The organism is Streptomyces flaveolus, from assembly GCF_044765825.1.
GTDB classification, from domain to species: Bacteria; Actinomycetota; Actinomycetes; order Streptomycetales; family Streptomycetaceae; genus Streptomyces; species Streptomyces flaveolus.
The window spans coordinates 866,465-891,295 of record NZ_JBIWKU010000001.1; the positions used below are offsets into that span (position 1 = coordinate 866,465).

19 protein-coding genes are annotated in these 24,831 nt (G+C 72.6%); 10 read left to right on the plus strand and 9 right to left on the minus strand.

What is annotated here, in order from left to right:
- Positions 1-52 precede the first annotated feature (52 nt).
- Together ACIRG6_RS03840 and ACIRG6_RS03845 are read right to left on the minus strand one after the other, a co-directional pair.
- Positions 53-388, minus strand: a complete 336-nt coding sequence (locus tag ACIRG6_RS03840; protein ID WP_364675051.1) for a hypothetical protein — start codon at positions 386-388, stop codon at positions 53-55.
- A 147-nt stretch (positions 389-535) separates the two neighbouring features.
- A complete protein-coding gene (locus ACIRG6_RS03845) occupies positions 536-4,255 on the minus strand; it encodes an ABC transporter ATP-binding protein (protein ID WP_403320538.1) in 3,720 nt (1,239 codons plus the stop codon).
- A 241-nt stretch (positions 4,256-4,496) separates the two neighbouring features.
- Between ACIRG6_RS03845 and ACIRG6_RS03850 the strand changes: the two genes are divergently transcribed.
- Positions 4,497-5,309 carry an endonuclease I family protein gene (locus ACIRG6_RS03850; protein WP_364819410.1) on the plus strand — a complete coding sequence of 271 codons (813 nt, stop codon included), beginning with the start codon at positions 4,497-4,499 and terminating at the stop codon, positions 5,307-5,309.
- A gap of 7 nt (positions 5,310-5,316) precedes the next feature.
- On the opposite strand, the gene ACIRG6_RS03855 is transcribed toward ACIRG6_RS03850, so the two are convergent.
- Complete coding sequence (locus ACIRG6_RS03855; RefSeq protein ID WP_350717941.1) at positions 5,317-5,913, minus strand: NADPH-dependent FMN reductase; 597 nt, start codon at positions 5,911-5,913, stop codon at positions 5,317-5,319.
- Positions 5,914-6,025: 112 nt separating this feature from the next.
- On the opposite strand from ACIRG6_RS03855, the gene ACIRG6_RS03860 reads away from it, so the two are divergent.
- On the plus strand, positions 6,026-6,865 hold the full coding sequence (locus tag ACIRG6_RS03860) for a helix-turn-helix domain-containing protein (protein ID WP_403320541.1): 840 nt from the start codon (positions 6,026-6,028) through the stop codon (positions 6,863-6,865).
- 13 nt (positions 6,866-6,878) lie between these two features.
- On the opposite strand, the gene ACIRG6_RS03865 is transcribed toward ACIRG6_RS03860, so the two are convergent.
- The 3 genes from ACIRG6_RS03865 to ACIRG6_RS03875 form a co-directional block, all read right to left on the minus strand.
- Positions 6,879-8,564, minus strand: a complete 1,686-nt coding sequence (locus tag ACIRG6_RS03865; protein ID WP_403320544.1) for a thiamine pyrophosphate-binding protein — start codon at positions 8,562-8,564, stop codon at positions 6,879-6,881.
- The gene (speB, locus tag ACIRG6_RS03870) at positions 8,561-9,532 is read right to left on the minus strand and encodes an agmatinase (protein ID WP_350717935.1); all 972 of its coding nucleotides are present in this window, start codon (positions 9,530-9,532) and stop codon (positions 8,561-8,563) included. The genes ACIRG6_RS03865 and speB overlap by 4 nt, the downstream gene beginning before the upstream one ends.
- A gap of 61 nt (positions 9,533-9,593) precedes the next feature.
- Positions 9,594-11,054 (minus strand): sodium:solute symporter, encoded by a 1,461-nt coding sequence (locus ACIRG6_RS03875; protein WP_364674627.1) that lies wholly within the window; start codon positions 11,052-11,054, stop codon positions 9,594-9,596.
- A gap of 224 nt (positions 11,055-11,278) precedes the next feature.
- On the opposite strand from ACIRG6_RS03875, the gene ACIRG6_RS03880 reads away from it, so the two are divergent.
- Together ACIRG6_RS03880 and ACIRG6_RS03885 are read left to right on the plus strand one after the other, a co-directional pair.
- On the plus strand, positions 11,279-12,961 hold the full coding sequence (locus ACIRG6_RS03880; RefSeq protein WP_403320546.1) for a PucR family transcriptional regulator: 1,683 nt from the start codon (positions 11,279-11,281) through the stop codon (positions 12,959-12,961).
- A 78-nt stretch (positions 12,962-13,039) separates the two neighbouring features.
- A complete protein-coding gene (locus ACIRG6_RS03885) occupies positions 13,040-13,831 on the plus strand; it encodes a phosphatase (protein WP_318219477.1) in 792 nt (263 codons plus the stop codon).
- Positions 13,832-13,909: 78 nt separating this feature from the next.
- Here ACIRG6_RS03885 and ACIRG6_RS03890 read toward each other — a convergent pair whose 3' ends face one another.
- From ACIRG6_RS03890 to ACIRG6_RS03900, 3 genes are all read right to left on the minus strand, one after another.
- A complete protein-coding gene (locus ACIRG6_RS03890; protein WP_225635075.1) occupies positions 13,910-14,782 on the minus strand; it encodes an acyl-CoA thioesterase in 873 nt (290 codons plus the stop codon).
- Between the two features lie 10 nt (positions 14,783-14,792).
- Positions 14,793-15,950: an acyl-CoA dehydrogenase family protein gene (locus tag ACIRG6_RS03895; RefSeq protein WP_189230876.1), complete on the minus strand. Its 1,158-nt coding sequence runs from the start codon at positions 15,948-15,950 to the stop codon at positions 14,793-14,795.
- A 234-nt stretch (positions 15,951-16,184) separates the two neighbouring features.
- Positions 16,185-16,811, minus strand: a complete 627-nt coding sequence (locus ACIRG6_RS03900; RefSeq protein WP_318219479.1) for an SACE_7040 family transcriptional regulator — start codon at positions 16,809-16,811, stop codon at positions 16,185-16,187.
- A gap of 97 nt (positions 16,812-16,908) precedes the next feature.
- On the opposite strand from ACIRG6_RS03900, the gene ACIRG6_RS03905 reads away from it, so the two are divergent.
- The 6 genes from ACIRG6_RS03905 (at position 16,909) to ACIRG6_RS03930 (ending at position 24,753) form a co-directional block, all read left to right on the plus strand.
- Positions 16,909-18,525, plus strand: a complete 1,617-nt coding sequence (locus tag ACIRG6_RS03905; RefSeq protein WP_318219480.1) for a carboxyl transferase domain-containing protein — start codon at positions 16,909-16,911, stop codon at positions 18,523-18,525.
- A gap of 38 nt (positions 18,526-18,563) precedes the next feature.
- Positions 18,564-20,579, plus strand: a complete 2,016-nt coding sequence (locus ACIRG6_RS03910) for an acetyl/propionyl/methylcrotonyl-CoA carboxylase subunit alpha (protein ID WP_364675054.1) — start codon at positions 18,564-18,566, stop codon at positions 20,577-20,579.
- On the plus strand, positions 20,576-21,523 hold the full coding sequence (locus tag ACIRG6_RS03915) for a hydroxymethylglutaryl-CoA lyase (RefSeq protein WP_318219481.1): 948 nt from the start codon (positions 20,576-20,578) through the stop codon (positions 21,521-21,523). Before ACIRG6_RS03910 ends, ACIRG6_RS03915 begins: the two co-directional genes overlap by 4 nt.
- Positions 21,524-21,529: 6 nt before the next feature.
- Positions 21,530-22,690, plus strand: coding sequence for an acyl-CoA dehydrogenase family protein (locus ACIRG6_RS03920; protein ID WP_239766485.1), 1,161 nt, complete (start codon positions 21,530-21,532; stop codon positions 22,688-22,690).
- 121 nt (positions 22,691-22,811) lie between these two features.
- Positions 22,812-23,858 (plus strand): ABC transporter substrate-binding protein, encoded by a 1,047-nt coding sequence (locus ACIRG6_RS03925; RefSeq protein ID WP_364819412.1) that lies wholly within the window; start codon positions 22,812-22,814, stop codon positions 23,856-23,858.
- A 31-nt stretch (positions 23,859-23,889) separates the two neighbouring features.
- A complete protein-coding gene (locus tag ACIRG6_RS03930) occupies positions 23,890-24,753 on the plus strand; it encodes a siderophore-interacting protein (protein WP_403320549.1) in 864 nt (287 codons plus the stop codon).
- Positions 24,754-24,831: the final 78 nt, after the last annotated feature.

The window sequence follows — 24,831 nt, forward strand, 5'->3', positions numbered from 1 at the left end:
CAACACACCCGTACACCAGGGGAGATGAGGAAATGGCCGGCGCGGTCCGGTCTCAGCAGAGGATCCAGCCGGAGCTGACGGCGCCCCGGTCCACCCCGCCCCGCACCCACACGCACCGCTGTCCGGCGTGCACGGTCACCGGCCCGGCCCGGTAGGTGTAGCGCCCCGCGTCGACGACCGGCCGGCCGCCGCGCGCCTGCACGCTGACGGACATCTGCCGCTCGGTGCCGGTCCTCCTGGGGACGGTGACGGCGCAGACGTAGCCGCCGCGCTTGTACACGTGCACGGACCCGGTGGCGAACGGCAGCGTGCGGACCTTGCGGCCCCCGCACGGCGCCGTGGCCGCCTGCGCCTCGTGGGGCGCCGCGACCGCGAGAGATCCCGCCATGGTCAGTACGGCCGCGCCGGCCGTCAGCCACCGGCGTATTCCGGCACCACCCCTGCCCACCGCGGCCCCTTCCGTACGGCGATCACTGACGTACGGATGTACGGACGCACGGCCCGGGTCGAATGGTTGCGCGAGTGCGCGTGGCCGTCAGCGGGAGGCGCCGACCGGCTCCTCCGGCTCGGTCGCCCCGATGAACGTCCGCCACAGCCGCGCGTACCGCCCGTCGAGTGCCAGCAGTTCGTCGTGCGTGCCGTCCTCGACGACCCGCCCGTGGTCCATGACGACGACCCGGTCCGCGCGGGCGGCCGTGGTCAGCCGGTGGGCCACCACCAGGGTCGTACGGCGGCCCGCCAGCCGGTCGGTGGCCTGGTTGACCTGCGCCTCCGTGGCCAGGTCCAGTGCCGCGGTGGCCTCGTCGAGGAGCAGGACGTCCGGGTCGACCAGTTCGGCGCGGGCCAGCGCGATCAACTGGCGCTGCCCGGCGGACAGGTTGCGGCCCCGCTCGGCGACCTCGTGGAGGTAGCCGCCCTCCAGGGTGGCGATCATCTCGTGGGCGCCGACCGCACGCGCCGCCGCCTCCACCTCGGCGTCGGTGGCCTCCGGACGTCCGTAGGCGATGGCGTCCCGGACGGTGCCCGGGAAGAGGTACGCCTCCTGCGGGACGACGCCCAGCCGGTGCCGGTAGGAGGTGAGGTCGAGGTCGCGCAGGTCCCGCCCGTCGGCGGTCACCCGTCCCGCCGTCGGGTCGTAGAACCGGGCGACCAGCTTGACCAGGGTCGACTTGCCCGCGCCGGTCTCGCCGACGAACGCGACGGTCTGCCCGGCGGGGATGCGCAGGTCGATGCCGGTGAGGGCCTCCTCCTCGTCGCCGTACCGGAAGCGCACGCCCTCGAAGGCGATCTCGCCGCGCAGGGACGGCACCTCGAGCGGCTTGTCGGCCGCCTCGGTGGAGGTGGGCTCGCGCAGCAGCTCCTGGATCCGGCCGAGGGAGACGGTCGCCTGCTGGTAGCCGTCGAAGACCTGGGAGAGCTGCTGGACGGGCGCGAAGAACAGGTCGATGTAGAGCAGGTAGGCCACCAGCGCGCCGGTCGTCAGCGTCGCGTCGTCGATCCGTGTGCCGCCGACCACCAGCACGGCGGCGGCCGCCGCCGTGGACAGCAGCTGCACGAACGGGAAGTAGACCGAGATCAGCCACTGGCCCCGGATGCGGGCCTGCCGGTAGCTGTCGCTGCGCTCGGCGAACCGGCGGCCGCCGTCGCGCTCGCGCCGGAACGCCTGCACGATCCGCAGCCCGGCCACCGACTCCTGGAGGTCGGCGTTGACCGCCGACACCCGCTCACGGGCCAGTTCGTACGCCTTCACACTGGCCCGGCGGAAGAAGAACGTGGCGAGGATCAGCGGCGGCAGCGTCGCGAAGACGATCAGGGCGAGCTGCACGTCGATCACCAGCAGGGCGACCATGATGCCGAAGAAGGTGACGACCGAGACGAAGGCGGTGACCAGGCCCGTCTGGAGGAAGGTCGACAGGGCGTCGACGTCCGTGGTCATCCGGGTCATGATCCGGCCGGTCAGCTCGCGCTCGTAGTAGTCCAGGCCGAGCCGCTGGAGCTGGGCGAAGATCTTCAGGCGCAGGGAGTACAGGATCCGCTCGCCCGTGCGTCCGGTCATGCGGATCTCGCCGGTCTGCGCCGCCCACTGGGCGAGCACGGCGAGCAGGCCGAGCAGCGAGGCCGCCCAGACCGCGCCGAGGGCGAGCCGGGTGACGCCGTCGTCGATGCCGTGCCGGATCAGGACCGGCAGCAGCAGGCCCACGCCCGCGTCGACGGCGACCAGGGCGAGGCTGATGAGCAGCGGGCGCCCGAAGCCGTTCAGGAGGCGCCGCAGGCCGTACGACCGCTCCGGCAGCACGGCACGCGACTCGTCGATGTCCGGGGTGTCGGTGGCCGGGGGCAGGGCGTCGACCTGGGCGAGCAGCTCGGGTGTGGCCGGGGTGCCGGCGAGGGCGGTGTCCTTGGGCGCGCGGTCGCCGGTCCACAGCCGTGGGGTGACCCCGCGCTCGGCGTCGAACTCGGCGTCCAGCTCGTCGCGCACGGAGGTGTCCTCCGGCTCCTCTGCGGGCCGGGCGTGGCCGGGCGAGACGCCGCCGAGCTCGTCCGGGTCGGTGAGCAGGCGGCGGTAGAGCGCCGAGCGTTCCTGGAGCTCCTCGTGGGTGCCGATGTCGGCGAGACGGCCCTGGTCGAGGACGGCGATGCGGTCGGCGAGGCCCAGGGTGGAGCGGCGGTGGGCGATCAGCAGGGTCGTACGGCCCCGCATGACCTGGGCGAGCGCCTCGTGGATCTCGTGCTCGACGCGGGCGTCCACGGCGGACGTGGCGTCGTCGAGGACCAGCAGCCTGGGGTCGGTGAGGATCGCGCGGGCGAGCGCGACGCGCTGGCGCTGGCCGCCGGAGAGGGTCAGGCCGTGCTCGCCGACGGTGGTGTCGTAGCCGTCGGGCAGCTCGGTGATGAACCGGTGGGCCTGCGCGGCCCGGGCGGCGGTCTCGATCTCCTCGTCGGTGGCGTCGGGACGGCCGTAGGCGATGTTGGCGCGCACGGTGTCGGAGAAGAGGAAGGAGTCCTCGGGCACCAGCCCGATCGCGGCCCGCAGCGAGTCGAGGGTCAGCTCCCGCACATCGTGACCGCCGACCAGGACGGCGCCGTGCGTCACGTCGTAGAAGCGCGGCAGGAGCAGGGACACGGTGGACTTGCCGGAGCCGGAGGAGCCGACGACGGCGAGGGTCTCGCCGGGCCGGATCTCGAAGGAGAGGCCGTCGAGGACGGGCCGGCCGGGGTCGTAGCCGAACGACACGTCGTCGAACTCGACGGTGGCGGGCGCGTCGGCCGGGAGTTCCTTGGTGCCGTCGGTCAGGGACGGCTCGGTGTCGATCAGCTCCAGGACGCGTTCGGTGCCGGCGCGGGCCTGCTGGCCGACGGTGAGGACCATGGCGAGCATCCGGACCGGGCCGACGAGCTGGGCCAGATAGGTGGAGAAGGCGACGAACGTACCGAGGGTGATGTGCCCGCGCACCGCCAGCCAGCCGCCGAGGGCGAGCATGGCGACCTGTCCCAGGGCCGGCACGGCCTGGAGGGCGGGGGTGTAGGTGGCGTTCAGCCTGATCGTCCGCAGCCGCCCGGCGAACAGCCGGCGGCCGACCTCCCGGAGCTTCCCGGTCTCCTGCTCCTCCTGTCCGAAGCCCTTCACCACGCGGACGCCGCTCACCGAGCCGTCGACCACGCCCGCGACGGCGGCGGCCTGGGCCTGGGCGTACCAGGTGGCGGGGTGCAGGCGGGTGCGGCTGCGGCGGGCGATGAACCACAGGGCGGGCGCGACGGCGACGGCGACCAGCGTCAGCGGCGGCGAGAGCCACGCCATGATCCCCAGGGACATCAGGAAGAGCAGGACGTTCCCGATGGTCATCGGGAGCATGAACAGCAGGCCCTGGATCAGCTGGAGGTCGCTCGTCGCCCGTCCGACCACCTGGCCGGTGGACAGCTCGTCCTGCCGCCGCCCGTCGAGCCGGGTGATCGTGCCGTACATGTCCGTGCGCAGGTCGTGCTGCACGTCGAGGGCGAGCCGGCCGCCGTAGTAGCGGCGCACGTAGGTGAGGCCGTAGACGACGAGCGCGGCGCCGATCATGACACCGGCCCAGGTGGCCATGTCCCTGCTCTTGTCGCCGATGACGTCGTCGATGATCACCTTGGTGATCAGCGGGACGAGGGCCATGACGGCCATGCCGCCGAGGGAGGCCCCGAGGGCGAGGACGACGTCCTTGGGGTACCGCCAGGCGTACCCCGCCAGTCGTCGTGCCCATCCCCGTTGCGCGTCCACGCGGTGTCCTCCGGTCGGTCGTCCTGCTCACCTGATCTACCGCAAGGCACCAACACGGGCGAGCGGAGATTTCATCCCGCCGCAACAATCGGGCGGCCGCCGCGGGGGCCGTGAGGAGGGCGGGCGCTCGTCACGCAATCGCCACCTTCCCTTCACGCTGCTGGCCGCATGTCCATGTCACTCTCTGCGGTATCACTCGGACATCAACCCGCGTAGACCCCGCGTAGATCGGACACCCCACATGCTCGCGATACGCATATCCGCAGGCCGGCGCCGGAAAGCGGTGGCTCTCGCCGCGGCCGCCCTCCTCGCCGGCCTCGCCGCGCCGTCCCTGACCGCGACCCCTGCCACGGCCACCACGAACGACTACGACACGACGTACTACAAGAGCGCGATCGGCAAGACGGGGGCCGGTCTCAAGGCCTCCCTGCACACGATCATCAGCAGCCAGACGAAGATCTCGTACTCGGCCGTCTGGGACGCGCTCAAGGTCACCGACCAGGACCCGGCCAACAGCAACAACGTGGTCCTGCTCTACTCGGGCGTCTCCCGCAGCAAGTCCCTCAACGGCGGGGACACCGGCGACTGGAACCGCGAGCACGTCTGGGCCAAGTCGCACGGCGACTTCGGCACCTCCACCGGTCCCGGCACCGACCTGCACCATCTGCGTCCCGAGGACGTCCAGGTCAACGGCGTCCGGGGCAACAAGGACTTCGACAACGGCGGCAGCGCCGTGAGCAACGGCGGCGGCAGCCTCACCGACTCCGACTCCTTCGAACCCCGGGACGCGGTCAAGGGCGACGTGGCCCGCATGATCTTCTACATGGCGGTCCGCTACGAGGGCGGCGACGGCTGGGCCGACCTGGAGGTCAACAGCAGCGTGAACAACGGCAGCAACCCGTACATCGGGAAGCTGGCGGTGCTCAAGCAGTGGAACGACGAGGACCCGCCGGACGCCTTCGAGGAGCGCCGCAACCAGGTCATCTACGACACCTACCAGCACAACCGCAACCCGTTCGTCGACCACCCGGAGTGGGTCGAGGCGATCTGGTAGGCGTCCTTCACGCCGGGTAGGGGGCGGTCTCGCGGGCCGTGCGGAGCGCCCCCGCCCACCAGGCCAGCTGCTCCAGCAGGGTCTTCGCGTAGCCGGGGGCCTCGGGGTCGAGCGGCTGTCCGTCCTGCCAGGCGGTGAAGTAGTTCGGGAAGGCGAGACCGTCGCGGACGGTCACCGCGTGCAGTTCGGTCAGCACGTTCTCCAGGTGCAGCACCGCGTGCCGGCCGCCCGCCGCGCCGCCGTAGCTGACGAAGGCGACCGGCTTGGCCGTCCACTGGGTGAAGTGCCAGTCGATGGCCGCCTTCAGGGACGCCGGGTAACTGTGGTTGTACTCGGGCGTGACCACGATGAACGCGTCCGCGCTCTCCAGGGCCGCCGTGAGGGCCGCCATGCCGGCCGGACGGGGATAGTCGTCGCCGGCGTACTTCGGCGACGCCGCGGGCAGGGCGAGCGGGATGTCGATGTCGGCCAGGTCGACGACCTCGACCTCGAACCCGCCGTGTTCACGGGCCTGTTCGGCGACCCACGAGCCGACCACGGGACCGAACCGTCCCTCACGGACACTTCCGACGACGACCACGAGCCTGTGCTTGGTGTTCTCCATGCCGTCCACTGTCGGTTCCCGGTGCGGGCGCAGCCAGACCATGCTCAGGCTGGCCCCGGCAGGGCCACCCTGAGCTCCCCGGGCACGGCCGGCGGCGCCCTAGGCTCCAGGCATGGGGACACCGTTGGGGGATTTCCTCCGGACCAGGCGCGACAGCATCCAGCCCGAGTCACTGGGCCTGCCCGATCACGGCCGCCGCAGGTCACCGGGGCTGCGACGCTCGGACGTCGCCCTCCGGGCCGGGGTCAGCGTCGAGTACCTCACCCGCATCGAGCAGGGCCGGGACCGCAATCCCTCGGTCGCGGTGCTGAACGCGCTCGCCGACGCCCTCGCCCTGGACCCGGCCGAACGCGGCCACCTGCGCTACCTCGCGAAGATCACCGGCGGGGAGTGCGTCGCCCACGCGCGGGCCGAGCCGCCGCGCCGGGAGGTCCGCCCCTCCGTTCTGGAGACGCTGCGCCTCCTCGAACCGGGCATCGCCGTGGTGACCAACCGGCTGGGCGACCTGCTCGCGTGGACCGACGCCTTCGAAGCCGTGACCGACGGCTCGGGGCTGCTGGAGGCGGACGTACCGAACCTCACCCGCTACGTCTTCACCGACGCCCGCGCCAGGACGTTCTTCGCCTCGTGGGACGACGTCGCCGACGAGCAGGCCTTCGACCTGTGGCTCGGCCCGTCGATCGAGAACGCGGAGTGGCTGATCGCGGAGCTCGCACCCCTCGCCGGCCCCGACTTCACCGGGCGCCTGAACCGGCACGTGGTGCCGCCGCGTGGCGTACTGCGGCTCGACCACCCCTCCGGATGCGGGCTCCGGCTGCGCCGCGAGACGCTCGACCTCTCCTCGGACGCACAGCAGTTGCTCGTCCTGCTGCCCGCGGACGAGGAGACGGCCCTCGCCGTCGAACGGCTGCGCGGCCTGCGGAGGCACGGCCGGCTGCGGGCCATCTCGTAGTCCCGGCGCCCGTTCAGCCCAGGTGCGTCGGGGCGAACATGCGCAGGACGGCCGGGAGCACGACCACCGAGGGGCCGGGGGCGGCCAGGGCCTTCGCCAGGTCGGCCTCCAGGGTCTCGGGTGACGTGCGCACGCCCGGCACACCGAAGGACTCGGCCAGGGCCACGTAGTCCGGGCGGGTCAGTTCCGTCGCCGTCGGCCGGCCGAAGGCGTCCGTCATGTACTCGCGCAGGATGCCGTAGCCGCCGTCGTCGACGATCAGCCAGGTGACGTTCAGGTCGTACTGGCGGGCGGTGGCCAGTTCGGCGATGGAGTACAGGGCGCCGCCGTCCCCCGAGACCGCCAGCACCGGGTGGGTGGGGTCGGCGGCCGCCGCTCCCAGGGCCGCCGGGAAGCCGTAGCCGAGGCCGCCGGCGCCCTGGGCCGAGTGCATGGTGTTGGGGGACCCGGCGTCGAAGGCCGACCAGGCCCAGTAGGCCAGGATCGTCATGTCCCAGAAGGACGGCGCGCCGGCCGGGAGGGCCCTGCGGACGGCCGCCAGGACGTCCTGCTCCAGGGTGAGTTCCTGGGCGGCGATGCGTTCGGCGACCTTGTCCAGCAGGGTCCGCACGCGCTCCGGGGCCGTCGGGTCGTGCCGTTCGCCCACCGTCTCCAGCAGCGCCTGGAGGGCGAGGCGGGCGTCGGCGTGGATGCCCAGGGCCGGGTGGTTGGACTCCAGCTTGCCGAGGTCCGCCTCGATCTGGATCACCCGGCCGCGCGGCGCGAACGTGTGGTAGTTCGAGGAGAGTTCGCCGAGGCCCGAGCCGACCACCAGCAGGACGTCCGCGTCCTCCAGGAAGTCGGTCGTGTGGCGGTCCTCCAGCCAGGACTGCAGCGAGAGGGGGTGCGTCCACGGGAACGCGCCCTTGCCGCCGAAGGTCGTCACGACCGGGGCCTGGAGCCGTTCCGCGAGCTGCCTCAGCTTGCCCGAGGCGTCCGCGCGGACCACTCCCCCGCCCGCGATGATCGCGGGGCGTTCCGCGCGGGTCAGCAGGTCGGCGGCGACCGCCGTCAGTTCGGGGCGCGGAGGCAGCTCCCCGGGGAGGGCGTCGCCGCCGGTGACCTGCGGGATCGACGTCTCGGCCAGCAGGACGTCCTGCGGGATCTCCACCCACACCGGTCCGTGCGGGACGGTCAGCGCCGACGTCCACGCCTCGGCGATCGCCGACGGGATCTGGGACTGGGTGCGGACCGTGTGGACGGACTTCACCACGCCCCGGAACGAGGCCGCCTGGTCCGGGAGTTCGTGCAGATAGCCGTGCCGGCCGCCGCCCAGCCCGGCCGTCGGGATCTGGCTGCTGATCGCCAGGACGGGGGCCGAGGCCGCCCGCGCCTCCTGGAGCGCGGCCAGCGAGGTGAGGGCTCCGGGGCCGGTCGACAGGAGCAGCGGGGCCGCCTCGCCGGTGATCCGGCCGTAGGCGTCCGCGGCGAAACCGGCGTTGTTCTCCACCCGCAGGCCGATGTAGCGCAGGTCGGAGCGGCCCAGGGCGTCGAACATGCCGAGGGCGTGCTGGCCGGGCAGGCCGAAGACGGTCGTCGCGCCGAGCCCGGCCAGGGTCTCCACGACCAGGTCTCCGCCGTTGCGGCCGGGGGGAGGGTTGAGGGCCGCCTCCGTCTGGTCGGCGGTCGGACGCAGTACCAGGTCGTGGTCGTGAGTCACTTCGCTGCCTTCTCCTGCGCGATCTGGCGGGACATGATCGTGGTCAGTTCGTACGCGGTGTGGGAGGCCGCCACCGACGTGATCTCCGCGTGGTCGTACGCGGGGGCCACCTCGACGACGTCCGCCGACACCAGGTTGCAGGAGGCCAGGCCGCGCAGGATCTCCAGCAGCTCGCGGGAGGTCATGCCGCCGGCCTCGGGGGTGCCGGTGCCGGGCGCGTGGGCCGGGTCCAGGCAGTCGATGTCGATGGAGATGTACAGCGGACGGTCGCCGATGCGCTGCCGCAGCTGGTCGGCGATCTCGTCGGCGCCGCGGCGGTAGACGTCGGCGGAGGTGACGATGCCGAAGCCCATCTTCTCGTCGTCGGTCAGGTCCTTCTTGCCGTACAGCGGGCCGCGGGTGCCCACGTGGGAGAGCGCCTCCGTGTCGAGGATGCCCTCCTCGACCGCGCGCCGGAACGGCGTGCCGTGGGTGTACTCGGCGCCGAAGTAGGTGTCCCAGGTGTCCAGGTGGGCGTCGAAGTGCAGCAGGGCGACCGGGCCGTGCTTCTTGGCCACCGAGCGCAGCAGCGGCAGGGCGATGGTGTGGTCGCCGCCCAGGGTCATCAGGCGGGCGCCCGTGCCGAGCAGGTCGTCGGCGGCGGCCTCGATCGTCTCGACGGCCTCGTTGATGTTGAACGGGTTCACCGCTATGTCGCCGCCGTCGGCGACCTGGGCGAGGGCGAAGGGGGAGGCGTCCTGCGCCGGGTTGTACGGGCGCAGCAGCCGGGACGCCTCGCGGATGGCGTTGCCGCCGAACCGGGCGCCGGGCCGGTACGAGACGCCGGAGTCGAACGGCACGCCCACCACGGCGACGTCGGCGGTGCCGACCTCGTCCAGGCGGGGCAGCCGGGCGAAGGTCGCGGGCCCGGCGTACCGCGGGACGCGGGAGGAGTCGACGGGGCCGCGGGGCGTCTCGTTGCTGCTCATGAATTGCCTTCCTTCTTACGCTTCTTCGCGTATTTACTGCTCTGTACCGCTCGGTACGACTCTACTGGTGGGCCGGTACCGGTTCGGGTGCGGATTCGGGGGCGCGGCCGGCGAGACGTTCGCGCCAGGCGGCCAGGACGGCCGCGTCGGTGGGCCGGGTCGCCAGGGAGACGACGACGTAGACGGCCAGGGAGGCCAGCAGGCCGTAGTAGACGGGTTCGTTGGCGAGGATGCCGTAGCCGGCCATGAGGCCGACGACGGCGAGGCCGCCGACCGCGACGGCGGCGAGGGCGCCCTGTGCGGTGCCGCGCTTCCACAGCAGTCCGCCGAGGATGGGCACGAGGAGGCCGCCGACGAGGAGGTTGTAGGCGACGGTGAGCGCCTCGACCACGTTGTTCAGGGCGATCGCGGTGCCGATCACGGCGAGGCCCATGACGAGGATGAAGGCGCGGTTGCCCTTGACCTCGTCGTGCTCCTCGTCCGCCTTGCGCATCACGCCGCGCAGCCGGGACCAGATGTCGTTGTTGGCGACGGTGGCGCAGGCGATGAGGGCGCCGGAGGACGTGGACATCACCGCGGCCAGGGCGGCGGCCAGCACCAGGCCGCGCACACCGACGGGGAGTTCGTCCTTGACGATGGTGGCGAAGGCGTCGTCGGGGCTGGCGAGCTTGGGGTAGAGGACCTTGGCGGCCGTGCCGATGACGGCGCCGGCGACGGCGTAGACCAGGCAGTAGGTGCCGGCGACGGTGCCGCCCCACTTGGCGGTGCGGTCGCTGCCCGCGGTGAAGACGCGCTGCCAGATGTCCTGCCCGATGAGCATGCCGAAGGTGTAGATCAGGACGTAGGTGAAGATCGTCTCGCCGCCGACGCCGAGCGGGTCGAAGTACGAGGTGGGCAGCTGGGCCTTCATCTCGCCGAAGCCGCCCGCCTTGACGACGGCGATGGGCAGCAGCAGGAGCAGGACGCCGATGGTCTTCACCACGAACTGCACCATGTCGGTGAGCGTGATGGACCACATGCCGCCGAGGGTGGAATAGGCGACGACGATCGTGCCGCCCAGGATGATCGCGAGGGTGCGGTTCACGTCGAAGAGGACGTCGAAGATCGTGGCGTAGGCGATGGTGGAGGTGACGGCCAGCATCAGCGTGTACGCCCACATGACCAGGCCCGAGATGACGCCGGCCTTGCCGCCGTAGCGCAGGTCCAGCATCTCGGAGACGGTGTAGACCTTCAGCCGGGCGATGCGTGCGGAGAAGAACAGCGACAGGGCGAGCAGGCCGAGGCCGATGGTGACGACCATCCAGGCGCCGGAGAGGCCGTACTGGTAGCCGAGGCCGACGCCGCCGATGGTGGACGCGCCGCCGAGGACGATCGCCGCCATGGTGCCCGAGTACATCGCGGGGCCGAGCCGGCGCCCGGCGACGAGGAAGTCGCTCTTGGACTTGGCGCGGCGCATGCCCCACCAGCCCATGGCGAGCATGCCGGCGAGATAGACGACGATCACTGTGTAGTCGACGGCCATGAGGGGGCCTCCTTCGCGCACTCATCGGTGGCGTGTCGTGCTGATGGGAGTTGTCCCGGACGGACTGTCCGGTTGGCGCCTCGCGGGGACATCCGCCCGTACCCGCGGAGCCGGTCCGATCCCGGTGGGAGTTCCGGTCCGGATTGACACTAGGTGGCCGAAAAGCAGCTGCGAAGTGTACGTTCCATCCATTCGGACCGGCCGGAGTGGAGGGAGTGTCCATCATGCAGGAGACGGTCGCTCCGCCCACGCCTCCCGTGTCCCTCGCGGCTCTGCTGTCCCGCGAGGACCTCGCCCTGCGCCAGATCACCGGGCCCCCGGCGGCGGAGGTGGCGATCCACTGGGCGCACACCTCCGAGATGGCCGACCCCTACCCCTATCTGCTGGGCGGCGAGCTGCTGCTGACGGCCGGCGTGCACATTCCCCCGGGGGCGGGGACGGAGGGCTACTTCGACGCGTACGTCGCCCGGATCGTGGCGGCGGGCGGCGCCGCCCTCGGCTTCGGGGTGGCGCCGGTGCACGACACGGTGCCGCGGGCGCTGGTCGCGGCCTGCGAGGTGCACGGGCTGCCGCTGGTGGAGGTGCCGCCGCAGACGACGTTCTCCGGCGTGGCGCGCGCCGTGTGGCAGCTGATGGCGCGGGCGCGGCTGGCCGAGCTGCGGCGGGTGTCCGAGGCCCAGCGGCAACTGGCCGCCGCGGCGTCCCGGCCCGACCCGGTGCCGTCGGTGCTGCGCCGGCTGGCCGCGCGGCTCGACGGCCGGGCGGTGCTGTACGGGCCGGAGGGCGTCGAGATCGCGGCGGCGGGGCGGGAGCCGGGGGACGAGGCGCGGGGGGCCCTGGCGAAGCTGGCCCGGTTCGTCACCAGCCGGACCTCCACGACCGCCACCGACACGGTCGCCGGTACCCGTCTGGCGGCCTACGCCCTCGGCACCGGCGGAGGTTTCGTGCTCGGGGTCGCGGCCCCGCAGCGGGAGTCCGGGGACCACACCATCGCCTCGGTCGCCGCGGTGCTGCTCTCCCTGCTCACCGGCGAGCACCAGAGCGGCACGGGCGCGGCGCGCTCGTCCGCGCTGGTGCGGCTGCTGCTGGGCGCGCGCCCCGAGGAGGTCGCACCCCTGCTCGACGGCGGTGCGGACACCCGCTGGCACGTCGTGCACGCCCGGCCGGACTCCGGCTGCCCCGACCCGGTGGCGGCCTCCGCGCTGGGCGCTGCGCTGGGCTCCCCGCTGGTCGACCCGTCCGACGACGTCGTACGGGTCCTGGTCCCGGCGGCGCCGGAGACACCGGGCGGCCCCGGCCCGGCGGCCGGCGTCCCGCCGGAGCAGCGGGAGGCCGAGGCGGTCACCGCACCGAGCACCCCCGCCGGGCCAAGGGACGCCGCAGACCCCGGCGCCCCGACGACCACGCCCCGGACAGGAACCCCCACCGGACCCGGCACCCCCACCACCACGCCCCGGACCGGGGCCCCCGCCGGACCGGGCGCCCCGGCCGGTGCCGGGCTGTCGCCGCAGCGGGGGTGGACGCTGGGTGTCAGTGCCGCCGTCGTGCCCGCCGAGTGGGCGGCAGCCGACGCGCAGGCGGCGCGGGCGCTGGCGCGGGCTCGGGCCACCCGGGTGCCGCTGGTGCGGCATGCCGCGCGGCCCGCCCTCGCCGACCTGGTCCCGGACGCCGAGGCCGACGCGCACGCCCGTGCGCTGCTCGCGCCGATCACGGCCGTGCCGGCGCTGACGGAGACGCTGCGCGCCTGGCTGTCCCTGCACGGCAGCTGGGACCGCACCGCCGTCGCCCTGTCCGTGCACCGCAACACCGTCCGTCAGCGCGTCGCCCGCTGCGCGGCCCTGCTGGACGCCGACCTCGACGACGCGGACGTACGGATGGAGCTGTGGTTCGCGCTGCGCAGGCTGTGACCCGGCGGGGCGGGTGACCCGCGTCCCAGCGGGCGATACCCGGCAGACGCGGACAGGTGGCTGCTCCACAATGGAGCCATGCCGATACCCGGGACACCCAGCCGCGCCGAACTCGCCGAACACCTCGTCAGAACCCGTATCGCGGGCGACGTCGCCACGCCCCGCGAGAACAACCTCTCCCACTACCGGAAGCTGGCGAACGGCGACCGCAACTACTGGCTCGGTCTGGAGCTGGGCGACCGCTGGACCGACGAGCAGGACGTGCTCGCGGTGATGGCGGAGCGGGTCGGCGTCAACGACGACCCGGAGTACCGGTACGGGCAGGACACCATCGACCCCGAGCTGACCGTGGCCGCGCTGGAGCGCATGGCCGGGCGGCTGCGCAAGGCCGCGGACGGCGGGCAGCGGGTGCTGTTCGCCACCGGCCACCCGGGCGGGCTGCTCGACGTGCACCGCGCCACGGCCGCCGCGCTGCGCGCCGCCGGCTGCGAGATCGTCGTGATCCCGGAGGGGCTGACGACGGAGGAAGGCTACGTCCAGCAGTTCGCGGACGTGGCGGTGCTGGAGCACGGTGCCTCGCTGTGGCACACGCACTCCGGGGAGCCGATGAAGGCCATCCTGACCGGCCTGGAGCGCGCGGGCCGCCCGCTGCCGGACCTGGTCGTCGCCGACCACGGCTGGGCCGGTTACGCCGGTCAGCACGGAGTCGACTCCGTGGGATACGCCGACTGCAACGACCCCGCGCTGTTCCTCGCCGAGTCCGAGGGGACCGTCCAGGTCACCGTGCCGCTGGACGACCACGTGGTCAGCCCGCGCTACTACGACCCGATGACGGCGTACCTGCTGGCGGAGGCGGGGCTCGGCGAGTGACGCCGGTCCGGGCCACGGCACGACGAAGGCGGCGGGCACCCGTGGAGGTGCCCGCCGCCCGTGTCCGCGGCGTTCCGCTCAGCGCTCCCGCGGGACGCGGACCACGCCTTCCTGGATGACCGAGAGGGCGAGCCGCCCGTCCTGCGTGTAGATGCGGGCCTGGCCGAGGCCCCGGCCGCCGGACGCGGACGGCGACTGCTGGTCGTACAGCAGCCACTCGTCGGCGCGGAACGGCCGGTGGAACCACATGGCGTGGTCCAGCGAGGCCCCGACGACGTCCCCGACGGCCCAGCCGCCCCGGCCGTGCGCGAGCAGCACGGAGTCCAGGAGGGTCATGTCGGAGACGTACGTGGCGAGCACGACGTGCAGGAGCGGATCGTCGGCGAGCTTGCCGTTGGTGCGGAACCACACCTGGGAGTGCGGTTCGCGCGGCTCGCCGAAGTTCCCGAAGGGCGGGTCGTCGACGTAGCGCAGGTCGACGGCGGCCCGGGCCTCGAGGAACCGCTCCACGGTCTCGGCGGGCAGGTGCGGGTAGCTCCGCAGCCGCTCCTCGCCGGTGGGCAGGGTCGCCGGGTCCGGGGCGGGCGGCATCGGGGCCTGGTGGTCCAGGCCCTCCTCGTACGTCTGGAAGGACGCCGACAGGCCGAAGATCGGCTTGCCGTGCTGGACGGCGACCACCCGGCGGGTGGTGAAGGAGCGGCCGTCGCGCAGGCGGTCGACGTTGTAGACGATGGGCGCGCCGGGGTCGCCGGGGCGCAGGAAGTACGCGTGCAGGGAGTGCGCGAACCGGTCCTCGGGGACCGTGCGCCCGGCGGCCACCAGGGCCTGGGCGGCCACCTGCCCGCCGAAGACCCGGGGGACGACGGCGGAGCGGGAGTGGCCGCGGTAGATGTCCTCCTCGATCCGCTCGAGGTCGAGCAGGTCGAGGAGGGACTGGAGTGCTTCGCTCATGTCCTGTGGTTTACAGGCCCATGTTCTTCGCGATGATCGACTTCATGATCTCGCTGGTGCCGCCGTAGATGCGGTTGACGCGGTTGTCCGCGTACAGGCGGGCGATCGGGTACTCGTTCATGTAGCCGTAGCCGCCGTGCAGCTGGAGGCAGCGGTCGATGACGCGGTGGGCGACCTCGGTGCAGAACAGCTTGGCGCTGGCGGCCTCGGCGGGGGTGAGCTCACCGGCGTCCAGGGCCTCGGTCGCGCGGTCGACGACGGCCTCGGCGGCGTCCACCTCGGCCTGGCAGGCGGCCAGCTCGAACTTGGTGTTCTGGAAGTGGGCGACCGGCTTGCCGAAGACGGTGCGGTCCTGCACGTACTGCTTGGCGAACCGGACGGCGGCCTTGGCCTGGGCGTAGGCGCCGAAGGCGATGCCCCAGCGCTCGGAGGCCAGGTTGTGGCCGAGGTAGGAGAAGCCCTTGTTCTCCTCGCCCAGCAGGTCCTCGACGGGGACCTTGACGTCGACGAAGGCGAGCTCGGCGGTGTCGGAGGTGCGCAGGCCGAGCTTGTCGAGCTTGCGGCCCACCGAGTAGCCCTCGGACTTGGTGTCCACGGCGAACAGGGAGATGCCGTGGCGGCGGTCCTCGGCCGTGGGGGCGGCGGTGCGGGCGCAGACGATGACCCGGTCGGCGTGGACGCCGCCGGTGATGAAGGTCTTGGCGCCGTTGAGGACGTAGTGGGTGCCGTCCTCGGAGAGCTTGGCGGTGGACTTCATGCCGGCGAGGTCGGAGCCGGTGCCCGGCTCGGTCATCGCGATGGCCCACATCTCCTCGCCGGTGACGAACTTCGGCAGGTAGCGCTTCTTCTGCTCGTCCGTGGCCAGCATGTTGATGTAGGGCAGGGCGAGCAGCACGTGCACGCCGGAGCCGCCGAACTGGACGCCCGCGCGGGCGGTCTCCTCGTAGAGGACGGCCTCGAACTTGTGGCTGTCCATGCCGGCGCCGCCGAACTCCTCGGGCACGTTGATGCCGAAGATGCCCAGCTCACCGAGCTTGTAGTAGAACTCGCGCGGCGCCTGGCCCGCGGCGAACCACTCGTCGTAGACGGGGACGACCTCGGCCTCGATGAAGGCGCGAAGGGTCTCCCGGAACGCCTCGTGGTCCTCGTTGAACACCGTACGGCGCACGGCGCCACCTCCAGGGTACGTGTCTAAGCGCTTGCTCAGAGTTCACCGTACCGGCGGGTAGGGAGAGGCGTCCAGAGCGGGGGGCGGGTAACCCTCGTCACTCCGGCGACCGGGCGGCGGCTTCCCTCGCCGACGCCGGGCGGGTGCGGTCGGCCGAACGTGCCGCCCCGGGCTCCGCCCGCCCACGACCCGACCCGGTCGGCCGAGAAGCAGCCCACCGCGGCATCCCGGCCCCTACGCCTCCCCCACCGCCGCGAACGCCCCCCGGGCCATCCGGTGCAGCAGCGACGCCGTCACCGCGCGGCCCGGGAGGGAGCCGGGGCGGCCCAGGTGCGGGGTGGAGTTCAGGAGGCCGAAGACCGAGTGGACCGCCGAGCGGGCACTCGGTTCGGCCACGGCCGGGTACACCTCGCGCAGGACCCCGACCCACAGCTCCACGTACTGCCGCTGCAGCTGCCGCACCATCTTGCGGTCGGCGTCCCGGAGGCGGTCCAGCTCGCGGTCGTGCAGGGTGATGAGCGGGCGGTCGTCGAGTGCGAAGTCGATGTGACCCTCGATGAGCGAGTCGAGGACCGCCTCGGGACCCGCGCCGCCGGACCCCGCGCCGGAGCCGGCCACCCCCTCGGCCTCCGCCAGCCGCCGCTTCGCCCCGGTCAGCAGCTGCCCGCTGATCCCGACCAGCAGCTCGGCGAGCATCGCGTCCTTGCCGGGGAAGTGCCGGTAGAGACCGGGGCCGCTGATCCCGACCGCGGCGCCTATCTCGTCGACGCCGACGCCGTGGAAGCCGCGCTCGGCGAAGAGCCGGGCGGCCTCCTTGAGGATCTGCTCGCGGCGGGTGGGGGCGTCGGTTCTGGTGGTCATGGGATCGATTCTAGACAGGGAGGTTAGCGGTCGTTAACCTGAAGGAAATGCGTTAACGCTCATTAACTGGTCGACCACTGGGTGAGGGGACCGCAGGATGCACGAGGCACCGGAGCTGACGAGCGCGGCAGATCCCGCGTCGGAGGCCTTTCGGGCCAACGAGGAGGCGCACCGCGTCCTCGTGGAGGAGCTGCGCGCCAAGCTGGCGGCGGCCCGGCTCGGCGGCGGGGAGCGGGCCAGGGCCCGGCACACCGCGCGCGGCAAGCTGCTGCCGCGCGACCGCGTGGACACGCTGCTGGACGCGGGCTCGCCGTTCCTGGAACTGGCGCCGCTCGCGGCCGACGGACTGTACGACGGCCAGGCCCCGGCGGCCGGCGTCATCGCCGGCATCGGCCGGGTCAGCGGCCGGGAGTGCGTGATCGTCGCCAACGACGCCACGGTCAAGGGCGGCACGTACTACCCGATGACCGTGAAGAAGCACCTGCGGGCGCAGGAGGTGGCGCTGGAGAACCGGCTGCCGTGCCTGTACCTCGTGGACTCCGGCGGCGCCTTCCTGCCGATGCAGGACGAGGTCTTCCCCGACCGCGAGCACTTCGGGCGGATCTTCTACAACCAGGCCCGGATGTCGGGCGCCGGCATCCCCCAGATCGCCGCCGTGCTCGGATCCTGCACGGCCGGCGGGGCGTACGTCCCGGCGATGAGCGACGAGGCGGTGATCGTCCGCGAGCAGGGGACGATCTTCCTGGGCGGCCCGCCCCTGGTGAAGGCGGCCACCGGTGAGGTGGTGACCGCGGAGGAGCTGGGCGGCGGCGAGGTCCACTCCCGCGTCTCGGGCGTGACCGACCACCTCGCGGAGGACGACGCGCACGCCCTGCGCATCGTGCGGAACATCGTCTCGACCCTCCCCGCGCGCGGGACGCTGCCCTGGGAGGTGCGGCCCGCCGTCGAGCCGAAGATCGACCCCCAGGGGCTGTACGGCGCGGTGCCGGTCGACTCCCGCACGCCCTACGACGTCCGCGAGGTCATCGCGCGCGTGGTGGACGGCTCCCGGTTCGCCGAGTTCAAGTCCGAGTTCGGGCAGACCCTCGTCACCGGCTTCGCCCGTATCCACGGCCACCCGGTGGGGATCGTCGCCAACAACGGCATCCTGTTCTCCGAGTCGGCCCAGAAGGGCGCCCACTTCATCGAGCTGTGCGACCAGCGCGGCATCCCCCTGGTCTTCCTCCAGAACATCTCCGGCTTCATGGTCGGCAGGGACTACGAGGCGGGCGGCATCGCCAAGCACGGCGCCAAGATGGTGACGGCGGTGGCGTGCACGCGCGTGCCGAAGCTGACGGTCGTGGTCGGCGGGTCGTACGGCGCGGGGAACTACTCGATGTGCGGCCGGGCGTACTCGCCGCGCTTCCTGTGGATGTGGCCCAACGCCAAGATCTCCGTGATGGGCGGCGAGCAGGCCGCGTCCGTGCTGGCCACGGTCAAGCGGGACCAGCTGGAGGGCCGCGGGGAGGACTGGCCCGCGGAGGAGGAAGAGGCGTTCAAGGCGCCGATCCGCGCACAGTACGAGCATCAGGGGAACGCTTACTACGCGACCGCCCGCCTGTGGGACGACGGGGTCATCGAGCCCGCCGACACCCGGCAGGTGCTGGGGCTGGCCCTGACCGCGTGTGCCAACGCGCCACTGGGCGACCCCCAGTTCGGCGTCTTCCGGATGTGAGGAGGGGACCCATGGGAAACACACACGAGGCTTCACGCATGTTCGACACCGTGCTCGTCGCCAACCGGGGTGAGATCGCCGTCCGTGTCATCCGGACGCTGCGCTCGCTGGGCGTGCGCTCGGTGGCGGTCTTCTCCGACGCCGACGCGGACGCCCGGCACGTGCGGGAGGCCGACACGGCGGTGCGGATCGGCCCGGCGCCCGCGGCGGAGAGCTATCTGTCCGTGGAGCGGCTGCTTCGGGCCGCGGCCCGCACGGGCGCGCAGGCCGTGCACCCGGGATACGGCTTCCTCGCCGAGAACGCCGGCTTCGCGCGGGCCTGCGAGGAGGCGGGGCTGGTCTTCATCGGGCCGTCCGCCGACGCCATCGCCCTGATGGGCGACAAGATCCGCGCCAAGGAGACGGTGAAGGCGGCCGGGGTGCCGGTGGTGCCCGGCTCCAGCGGCAGCGGCCTGACGGACGGGCAGCTCGCCGACGCGGCCCGCGAGATCGGGATGCCGGTGCTGCTGAAGCCGTCGGCCGGCGGTGGCGGCAAGGGCATGCGGCTGGTGCGCGACGCCGCCGTGCTCGACGACGAGATCGCCGCCGCCCGCCGCGAGGCCCGCGCCTCCTTCGGCGACGACACCCTGCTGGTGGAGCGGTGGATCGACCGGCCCCGGCACATCGAGATCCAGGTGCTCGCCGACGGCCACGGCAACGTCGTGCACCTGGGCGAGCGCGAGTGCTCGCTGCAGCGCCGGCATCAGAAGATCATCGAGGAGGCGCCGAGCGTCCTCCTCGACGAGGCCACGCGGGCCGCGATGGGCGAGGCGGCCGTGCAGGCGGCCCGCTCCTGCGGCTACCGGGGCGCGGGCACGGTGGAGTTCATCGTCCCGGGCGGTGACCCGTCGCAGTACTACTTCATGGAGATGAACACCCGCCTCCAGGTGGAGCACCCGGTGACCGAGCTGGTCACGGGCCTGGACCTGGTGGAGTGGCAGCTGCGGGTCGCGGCCGGCGAGCGGCTCGGGCTCGCGCAGGAGGACGTCCGGCTGACCGGGCACGCGATCGAGGCCCGGCTGTGCGCGGAGGACCCGTCGCGCGGCTTCCTCCCCTCCGGCGGCACCGTGCTGCGGCTCCACGAACCGCAGGGTGACGGCGTCCGCACCGACTCCGGGCTCAGCGAGGGCACCGAGGTCGGCAGCCTCTACGACCCGATGCTGTCCAAGGTGATCGCGTACGGCCCCGACCGCGCCACCGCGCTGCGCAAGCTGCGGGCGGCCCTCGCGGAGACGGTGACGCTGGGCGTGCAGACCAACGCCGGGTTCCTGCGCCGGCTCCTCGCGCATCCCGCGGTGGTGGCGGGCGAGCTGGACACCGGGCTGGTGGAGCGGGACGTGGACACGCTCGTCCCGGACGAGGTGCCGGCGGAGGTCTACGCGGCGGCGGCGCTGCTGCGCCAGGCAGCGCTGACCCCGGCCGCGCACGCCACCGGCTGGTCGGACCCGTTCGACGCCGGGGACGGCTGGCGGCTGGGCGGGGAACGGGCCTGGACCGCGCACCATCTGCGGGTGCCGGGCCGCGAGCCGGTCACCGTGCGGGTGCGCAGCACACCGGACGATGGAACCGAGCTGCTGACGGAGGGCGCGGAGGAGCCCCTGCCCGCGTCCCCGGTCACCCGGTCGGGCGAGGGACACCGCTACGCGTTCCGGCTCGACGGCGTCACCCACACCTTCGCCGCGCTGGCGGACGGCACCTGGCTGGGCCGCGACGGCGACGCCTGGCAGGTGCGCGACCACGACCCGGTCGCCGCCTCGCTCACCCGCGCCGCCCACGCGGGCGCCGACTCGCTCACCGCGCCCATGCCGGGCACGGTGACGGTGGTGAAGGTCGCCGTCGGCGACGAGGTGGCGGCCGGGCAGAGCCTGCTGGTGGTGGAGGCGATGAAGATGGAGCACGTCATCTCCGCCCCGCACGCCGGCACCGTCACCGAGCTGGACGTGTCCCCCGGCACGACGGTCGCCATGGACCAGGTACTGGCGGTCATCGCACCGGCGGAGGAGGAGACGGTATGAACGCCCCGGAACCGAGCCTGCCCATGACGGTGCCCGCCGAGGGCCTGCCGGCGCGGGTCCGCATCCACGAGGTCGGCGCCCGGGACGGCCTGCAGAACGAGCGGACGACCGTGCCGACGGAGGTGAAGGCGGAGTTCGTCCGCCGCCTGGCCGACGCGGGGCTGACCACCATCGAGGCGACCAGCTTCGTCCACCCCGAGTGGGTGCCCCAGCTGGCCGACGCCGAGGAGCTGTTCCCGGCGGTGGCCGGACTGCCGGTCGACCTCCCGGTCCTGGTGCCGAACGAACGCGGCCTGGAGCGCGCGCTGTCGCTCGGCGCCCGGCGGGTCGCGGTCTTCGCCAGCGCCACGGAGTCCTTCGCGAAGGCCAACCTCAACCGCACGGTGGACGAGGCGCTGGCGATGTTCGAGCCGGTGGTCCGCCGGGCGAAGGCGCAGGACGTCCATGTGCGGGGCTATCTCTCGATGTGCTTCGGCGACCCCTGGGAGGGCGCCGTCCCGGTCCCGCAGGTGGTGAAGGTGTGCCGGGCCCTGCTGGACATGGGCTGCGACGAGCTGAGCCTGGGCGACACCATCGGCGTGGCGACGCCGGGTCACGTCGAGGCCCTGCTGCGCGAACTCACCGGGTCCGGCGTCCCCGTCGAGGCGCTCGGCGTCCACTTCCACGACACGTACGGCCAGGCCCTGTCCAACACCCTGGCCGCGCTGCGGCTCGGCGTCACCACGGTCGACGCCTCCGCCGGCGGGCTGGGCGGCTGCCCGTACGCCAAGTCCGCCACCGGCAACCTCGCCACCGAAGACCTCGTGTGGATGCTGCGCGGCCTCGGCATCGACACCGGGGTCGATCTCGGCCGCCTCGTCGCCACCAGCGCGTGGATGGCCTCCGAATTGGGCCGACCCAGCCCGTCCCGCACCGTACGAGCCCTCTCCCACCAGGAGCAGTGAACGACCATGGACCACAAGCTCTCCCCCGAACTGGAAGAACTCCGCCGTACGGTCGAGGAGTTCGCCCACGACGTCGTGGCACCCAAGATCGGCGACTTCTACGAGCGGCACGAGTTCCCGTACGAGATCGTCCGGGAGATGGGCCGTATGGGCCTGTTCGGCCTGCCGTTCCCCGAGGAGTACGGCGGCATGGGCGGCGACTACCTGGCTCTCGGCATCGCCCTGGAGGAGTTGGCCCGGGTCGACTCGTCGGTGGCCATCACGCTGGAGGCGGGTGTCTCGCTGGGCGCCATGCCGATCCATCTGTTCGGCACCGAGGAGCAGAAGCGGACCTGGCTCCCCCGGCTGTGCTCGGGCGAGATCCTCGGCGCGTTCGGCCTGACCGAGCCCGACGGCGGCTCGGACGCGGGCGCGACGCGGACGACGGCCCGCCTGGACACGGAGACGAACGAGTGGGTGATCAACGGCACCAAGTGCTTCATCACCAACTCGGGCACGGACATCACGGGTCTGGTGACCGTCACGGCGGTCACCGGCCGCAAGCCGGACGGCCGCCCGCTCATCTCGGCGATCATCGTCCCGTCCGGCACCCCGGGCTTCACGGTGGCCGCCCCGTACTCGAAGGTCGGCTGGAACGCCTCGGACACCCGCGAGCTGTCCTTCGCGGACGTCCGGGTGCCGGCGGAGAACCTGCTGGGTGAACAGGGGCGCGGTTACGCCCAGTTCCTGCGCATCCTGGACGAGGGCCGGATCGCCATCGCCGCGCTGGGCACGGGTCTCGCGCAGGGCTGCGTGGACGAGTCGGTCGCCTACGCGAAGGAACGTCACGCCTTCGGCAAGCCGATCGGCGCCAACCAGGCGATCCAGTTCAAGATCGCCGACATGGAGATGAAGGCCCACACGTCCCGCCTCGCGTGGCGGGACGCGGCCTCCCGGCTGGTGTCGGGCGAGCCGTTCAAGAAGGAGGCGGCACTGGCGAAGCTGTACTCGTCGACGGTCGCGGTGGACAACGCCCGGGACGCCACCCAGATCCACGGCGGCTACGGCTTCATGAACGAGTACCCGGTGGCCCGCATGTGGCGGGACGCCAAGATCCTGGAGATCGGCGAGGGCACGAGCGAGGTCCAGCGGATGCTGATCGCGCGGGAGTTGGGCCTGGTGAGCTGAGGCCACGGGCCGCCCGGACGGGGTGGGACGCACCCGGCCACTGGACAAGATCTGAGGTTAGGCTAACCTATCCTCGAATTGTCCGGCGGACGTTCCGCCCCGTTCGAAAGCGGCCCACACCATGTCCAACGCCCGTGCTGCCCACCTGACCCGTCGCGGAATCCTCGCCGCCGGCGGCGCCCTCGGCCTCGGTGCCGTGCTCGCGGCCTGTGGGGACGACGACGCGAAGAACGGCGGCTCGGCCGGGCAGACGGGCGCCGCCAAGTCCGGTCCGTGGACGTTCAAGGACGACCGCGGCACCACCGTGAAGCTGGACAAGATCCCGGCGAACATCGTCGCCTTCACCGGCGTCGCCGCCGCGCTGTGGGACTACGGCGTCCAGGTCAAGGGCGTCTTCGGCCCCACCACGACCAAGGACGGCAAGCCCGACGTCCAGGCCGGCGACATGGACGTCAGCAAGGTCACCGTCCTCGGCAACGAGTGGGGCAAGCTCGACATCGAGAAGTACGTGGGCCTCCAGCCCGAGCTGCTCGCCACCACGACGTTCGACACCGCGGGCACCCTCTGGTCGGTCCCCGAGGAGTCCAAGGACAAGATCGCCAAGCTGGCGCCCAGCGTGGCTGTCTCGGTCTTCGACCGCCAGCTCACCCAGCCGCTCCAGCGCATGTGGGAGCTGGCCGAGTCGCTCGGCGCGGACATGAAGGCGAAGAAGGTCACCGACGCCAAGGCGGCCTTCGACAAGGCGGCGGCCCGGCTGCGCGCCGCCGCGAAGGCCAAGCCCGAGATCAAGGTGCTGGCCGGCTCCGCGAGCCCCGAGCTGTTCTACGTCTCCGGCACCAACCTGTCCGTCGACCTGGAGTACTTCAAGGCCCTCGGCGTGAACTTCGTCGAGCCCTCCGAGGAGGCCAAGAAGGCGACCGGCGGCTGGTTCGAGAGCCTGAGCTGGGAGAACGTCGACAAGTACCCGGCCGACGTCATCATCATGGACGACCGCTCCTCGACCATCCAGCCCGCCGACATCACCGAGGGCACCTGGAAGCAGCTCCCCGCGGTCAAGGCCGGTCAGGTCATCGCCCGTTCCCCCGAGCCGATCCTGTCCTACGACAAGTGCACGCCGCTGCTCGACAACCTCGCCGAGGCCATCGAGAACGCGAAGAAGGTCAGCTGACCCCGTCCGCCCCGACTCGCAGGAGCCATCCGTGACGACTGCCGTAGCCGCCCCGTTCCGTTTCTTCTCCCTCCAGGTCGTACGGACGAGGCGGCTCGGCCCGTCTCTGACCCGGGTCACCTTCGCCGGCCCCGACCTCGCCGCCTTCCGGTCCGACGGGCGCGACCAGTCCCTGTCGCTGTTCCTGCCGCACCCCGGCCAGACGGAGCCCGCGGTGCCCGTCGAGCTGGGGGACGGATGGTGGCAGGGATGGCGTGAACTCCCGGACGACGTCCGGGCGGTGATGCGCTCGTACACCCTGCGGGACCTGCGCCGCGACGCCTTCGGCGACACCGACGAGATCGACATCGACTTCGTCCTGCACGGAGTCGGGCCGGGGGCCGCCGTGCAGGCGGGTCCCGCCTCCCGCTGGGCCGCCCGCGCCACCGCCGGCGACCGCGTCCTGCTGCTGGGCCCGGCGGTCGCCGACAACCGGGCGATCCGCTTCCGGCCGCCCGAGGACACCGACCTGGTGCTCGTCTGGGGCGACGAGACCGCCCTCCCCGCCGCCTCGGCCGTCGTCGAGTCACTGCCGGCCGGCACCCGCGCCCGCGTGTGGCTGGAGGTGCCGCACGCCGCGGACGTGCAGGAGCTGACGACCGCGGCGGACGCGGAGATCACCTGGCTGGTCCGGGACGAGGCCGAGAACCCGGCCGACCTCGCCCTCACCTCGCTCCGCGCGGCCCCGCTGCCGTCCGCCCGGCACCCGTACGTCTGGATCGCCGGCGAGTCCGGCTGCGTCAAGCGGTTGCGCCGTCACTTCGTGGGCGAGCGCGGCATCGACCGGCGCCGTGTCACCTTCGTCGGCTACTGGCGACAGGGGCTGACGGAGGAACAACTCCGCGCACAGGGCTGACGACCGGCACCGACACGCCTCGACTCACCGTCCGTGACGGGCAGATGGGGCGTGAGTGACGGCCGTCACGCCGCGGCA